The sequence below is a fragment of the Aeromicrobium sp. genome, from assembly GCF_049586495.1.
GTDB lineage: Bacteria > Actinomycetota > Actinomycetes > Propionibacteriales > Nocardioidaceae > Aeromicrobium.
In genome coordinates this window covers 1-4469 of record NZ_JBAVCB010000178.1, presented here as the reverse complement: position 1 = coordinate 4469, position 4469 = coordinate 1, and the positions used below count along the sequence as shown (strand labels likewise).

Here is a 4469-nt window from a genome sequence, read left to right as displayed (position 1 = left end):
CTACACGATGATTCGCGCCGTGACCGCCTCACCGCAGTTCCAGGTCTCGGACACCACCACATCCCGCGTGCCATACGACTTTCTCGACTTCGACGCGAACGGCGTCGTGGCGGTAACGGTGGCGATCGGGCTGGTGCTCGCCGTTGCCAGTGTGCTGGCCGCCGGCTACCTGCGCATCGGCGGCGTCAGGCGGACGTGACCTGAAGGGCCTGTGGTCCCAGCAGTCCGTGGCGGTCGGCGCGCACCTCGAACACGTAGGTGGCGAACGGCACGACGGCCGCAACCAGAGCCAGCAGCAGCACCCTCATGCCCCACCCGAATTGGCGCCAGGCGACGAGCGCGAGGACCACGAACAGTAGGAAGACGACGCCGTGGATCATGCCGGCGACCGGTACGCCACCCTCGCGCAGACCAAACGGCTCGGCTTCGGCGATCCACTTGGCATACATGGCGCACAGCAGCAGGGCCCAGGAGACAGCTTCGGCCACGGCCACGGTGCGAAAGACGGTACGGGTGGTGCGGTGCTGATCATTCACGAGGAGACTCACGACCTCACGCTACCTGCGTCATCTGCAGGAAACATCGAACCGTGACAATGCTCATATGGCCTTTCTGCTGCGCGTCGCGTTGCCTGACGTTCCCGGTTCGCTGGGCGCCTTGGCGACCGCGCTCGGTGGTGCGGGCGCCGACATCGAGGCCATCGAGATCATCGAGCACCGCGCTGACGGCGTCGTCGTCGACGACGTGCTGCTGGACCTCCCGCCACGCGTCATGCCGGACGCGCTCGTCACGGCATGCCATGAACTGCCAGGGGTCGAGGTGCAGTGGATTTCCCGTTACACCGCCGGTGCCAACCTGAGCATGGATCTGGAGGCCGTCGAGCGATTCACCAACGAGGCGACACGTGCAGTGGAGGCGATGGTCGACCTTCTGCCGTCGACGTTCCGCACCGACTGGGCCATGGCCGTGGAATTCATCGAGGGCCGCGTTGCCGTCCGAGCGGCGACTCCCTCGTCGCCCGACCTCGTGCCAGCGGCTGAGCGGTGGATGCAGATCGCTGATGCGCAACCGCTGGACCCCACGTCGGAATGGGATTCGACCGTGCTCGCCGCTGCACCGGGGCGCGATCGGTTCGACCGCACGTTCGTGGTCGTGGTGGGCCGGCACGGCGGACCCGAGTTCCTCACCTCAGAAGTCGCTCGCCTCGGCCACATGGTCTCGTTGGCCGCGTCGGTGCAGCTCGGCTAGCCCAGGTCGGCGTTCGGGACGTGTGCGTGGTGAAACCGGCCGCCCAGTGCCTCCACCTCGGACTCGAGCTGGGGGACGTTCTCGGCAGCCTCCTTCTGCGTGGCCTTGAAGCCGAGGGGTGAGTTGATCAGCGCCTTGCCCCAGTTGGCCAGGCCGACTCCCTTGGGAACGTAGACCCGCGCCTTGCGCTTGGCGAAGCCGCGCAGGATCTGCTCGGCGCACTCCTCGACCGTGGTGGTGGAGTTGGCGGGGTACGGCAGCTTCTCTCGGATCGCGCGGAAGGTGGGGAGGTCCGCCTCGGCTCCGCGGACGATGTCGGTGTCGATCCACCCCGGGTGGCACACGCCGACGTCGATGCCGAGGTGCGCCACTTCCTGCTTGTAGGCCAGCGTGAGGGTCTCGGCGCCGGCCTTGCTGGCCGTGTAGGACGCCAGCCCGGCCATGGGTCCGAACGAAGCGAGCGAGGCGATCGTGAGGGCGTAACCCTTGCTGCGCTCCAGGTGCGGTGTCGCGTGCTTCAGGGTCCGGAAGACCCCGTTGACGTTGATGTCGAGCACTCGCTCGAACGCCGCATCATCGATCTGTCGGACAGTGCCGTACGACGCGATGCCGGCGTTCGCCAGCACGTGGTCGATGCGGCCAAAATGCTGGGCCGCGGCATCGATGGCCACCTTCAGTGCGGCGCTGTCGCGGACGTCGGCCTCCCAGAACGCGGCGCTGTCTCCCAGCTCGGCCACGAGATCGGTCAGCAGATTGGGCTCCAGCCCGACAAGAGCGACTCGGCCGCCGGCGGCGACGTAGCCGCGAGCGACGCCGGCTCCGATGCCGCGGGCACCACCGGTGATGAGGACGACGTGACCAGAGAAGGTGGAGCGCGAGGTATGAGCCATGTCGTCAAGATACCGACGGTATCTGGAGGATGACATGAAACATGGGGGACATCACAGCCCGGTAGCCTCACGCCATGAGCTCACTTGAGTCGGTCTCGCAGATCTTCGACGCGTCCGCCTGGACCACGGTCAGCGGTTTCGACGGTCTGCAGGACCTCACGTATCACCGCGCCAACGACCACGGCACCGTTCGTATCGCCTTCGATCGGCCCGAGGTGCGCAATGCTTTCCGCCCCGGCACCGTCGACGAGCTGCTCACGGTGTTGGAGCACGCGCGCACCTCCTCGGACGTGGGCTGCGTGCTGCTCACTGGCAACGGGCCGTCGCCCAAGGACGCCGGTTGGGCGTTCTGCTCCGGCGGCGACCAGCGAATCCGCGGCAAGGCTGGCTATCAGTACGAGATCGAGGGCGAGGCGCCGCAGACGGTCGACAAGGGCAAGCTCGGACGCCTGCACATCCTGGAGTGTCAGCGCCTGATCCGTTTCATGCCCAAGATCGTCATCGCGGTGGTGCCGGGCTGGGCGGCTGGCGGCGGACACAGCCTGCACGTCGTCGCTGACCTGACGCTTGCCTCGGCCGAGCACGCCAAGTTCAAGCAGACCGACGCCGATGTCGGGTCGTTCGACGGCGGTTTCGGCTCGGCCTATCTGGCACGCCAGGTGGGACAAAAGTTCGCCCGCGAGATCTTCTTGCTGGGCGACGAGTACTCCGCGGCCGACGCGCATCGGATGGGCATGGTCAACAAGGTCGTCCCGCACGCCGAGCTGGAGGCCGAGGCGCTGGAGTGGGGCCGAAAAATCAACGCCAAGAGTCCGACCGCGCAGCGCATGCTGAAGTACTCGTTCAACATGATCGACGACGGGTTGGTCGGTCAGCAGGTGCTGCTCGGAGAGACCACCCGTCTGGCCTACATGACCGACGAGGCCGCCGAAGGTCGCGACGCCTTCTTGGAGAAGCGCGCCCCGGACTTCAGCGAATACCCTTGGTACTACTGATGCCGATTCCCGCGGAAGGTACGGCGATCTCCCCCTGAAGACGGATCCGGAGGCGCACCCGCTGATTTAGTCTGAACGGCATGCGCGAGCTCTTCTCCATGCCTGTTCGCCTGCGCCCGTCGCTGGTGGATCTGGCGATCGCCTGCCTCTTCGTGGCGCTGGTTGTCGTGGAGGCCTTCACCTCGACCGTGATTGCTTCGCCGATTCGTTACCTCGCGATAGCGGTGCCGGCCATGGCGCTCTTGGCATGGCGGCGAGCGTTTCCTCTGCTCGTGATCACAATCGTTCTGGTGGTGCGCCCGATCATCGATCCGAACGGGGAGCTCAGCGTCAGCCTTACCTTCGGACTGCTGGCCTACACCGTTGGTCGGGAGTGCGAGGCACTCCGCGCCCGGATCGGCCTGGCGATCGCGGTCGCCGGCTTCTTGGTCGGTCTCAGACTGGCCGACGGTGGGCTCACACCCAGTGACGTGGCCGCTGTGGGGATTCTGGTCGGTGGCACCTGGACCGTGGGCCAGATCGTTCGTCATCGGTCCGACCAGGCGGACCAGGCCCGCGCTCGAGCGGACCGTATCGAGCGCGAACAGGCCGTGCGTGAGGTGGCCGCAGCCGCGGAGGAGCGGATCCGGCTCGCCCGAGAGCTACATGACATCGTCAGCCACTCCATCAGCGTGATTTCGGTCCAGGCGCAAGCGGTGCGCCGTCGGCTCGGCGATGACCAGCAGCGCTCGGTGGACGATCTCATCGCAATCGAGAACACGGCCCGCGAGGCGATGGCCGAGCTTCGGCGGTTGTTCGGCGTTCTCCGCAGCGAGGGTCAAGCGACCCCCTTGGCTCCCCAGCCGGGTCTGGCGGAGCTCGATCGATTAGCCGACGGACTGCGAGCCAGCGGCCTGGACGTCGACCTGACGCGGTCCGGACCATGGACGTCCCTCCCGGCTGGCCTCGATCTCGCGGCGTTCCGGATCGTTCAGGAAGCGACGACCAACGTGCTCAAGCATGCCGAGGCATCAGCGGTCAGTGTGCGGATCGACCACAGTGAGGTGCAGCTCGTGGTTGTGGTTGAGGATGACGGCAGGGGCATGAACGGGTCTGCTGGAACGGGCCATGGGCTGATCGGGATTCGGGAACGCGCCGCACTCTATGGCGGGGTGCTGAAGGTCAGTCCGTCGACGACCGGCGGGGTCCGGGTCGCTGCCACGATTCCGGTGGTGACGTCGTGAGCGCCCCGATACGTGTGCTGCTCGTCGACGACCAGGCCATGGTGCGCAGCGGCTTCCGCTCGTTGCTGGACTCCGAGACGACCGAGCCGCTGATCGAGGTGGTGGGCGAGGCG

The 4469-nt window shown here is 66.7% G+C and carries 6 protein-coding genes and 1 pseudogene; 5 read left to right on the top strand and 2 right to left on the bottom strand.

Annotated features, from left to right (window positions below):
- Positions 1-199 (top strand): hypothetical protein (locus tag WB508_RS09450; RefSeq protein WP_423844633.1); only part of this gene is annotated, 199 nt, incomplete at its 5' end.
- On the opposite strand, the gene WB508_RS09445 is transcribed toward WB508_RS09450, so the two are convergent.
- Positions 186-548: a DUF3817 domain-containing protein gene (locus tag WB508_RS09445; RefSeq protein WP_423844632.1), complete on the bottom strand. Its 363-nt coding sequence runs from the start codon at positions 546-548 to the stop codon at positions 186-188. The two genes, WB508_RS09450 and WB508_RS09445, sit on opposite strands and share 14 nt — an antisense overlap.
- A 55-nt stretch (positions 549-603) precedes the next feature.
- Here WB508_RS09445 and WB508_RS09440 point away from each other — a divergent pair, with 55 nt between their 5' ends.
- Positions 604-1248: an amino acid-binding protein gene (locus tag WB508_RS09440; RefSeq protein WP_423844631.1), complete on the top strand. Its 645-nt coding sequence runs from the start codon at positions 604-606 to the stop codon at positions 1246-1248.
- Here the strand turns inward: WB508_RS09440 and WB508_RS09435 are convergent.
- The gene (locus tag WB508_RS09435) at positions 1245-2138 is read right to left on the bottom strand and encodes an SDR family oxidoreductase (protein WP_423844630.1); all 894 of its coding nucleotides are present in this window, start codon (positions 2136-2138) and stop codon (positions 1245-1247) included. The genes WB508_RS09440 and WB508_RS09435 overlap by 4 nt on opposite strands.
- Positions 2139-2212: 74 nt before the next feature.
- Here WB508_RS09435 and WB508_RS09430 point away from each other — a divergent pair, with 74 nt between their 5' ends.
- The 3 genes and pseudogenes from WB508_RS09430 to WB508_RS09420 all read left to right on the top strand — a co-directional run.
- On the top strand, positions 2213-3133 hold the full coding sequence (locus WB508_RS09430; RefSeq protein WP_423844629.1) for a 1,4-dihydroxy-2-naphthoyl-CoA synthase: 921 nt from the start codon (positions 2213-2215) through the stop codon (positions 3131-3133).
- 80 nt (positions 3134-3213) lie between these two features.
- Positions 3214-4356, top strand: a complete 1143-nt coding sequence (locus WB508_RS09425; protein WP_423844628.1) for a sensor histidine kinase — start codon at positions 3214-3216, stop codon at positions 4354-4356.
- Positions 4353-4469, top strand: a pseudogene (locus WB508_RS09420) (DNA-binding response regulator); the annotation flags it as partial. The gene WB508_RS09425 and the pseudogene WB508_RS09420, both read left to right, overlap by 4 nt.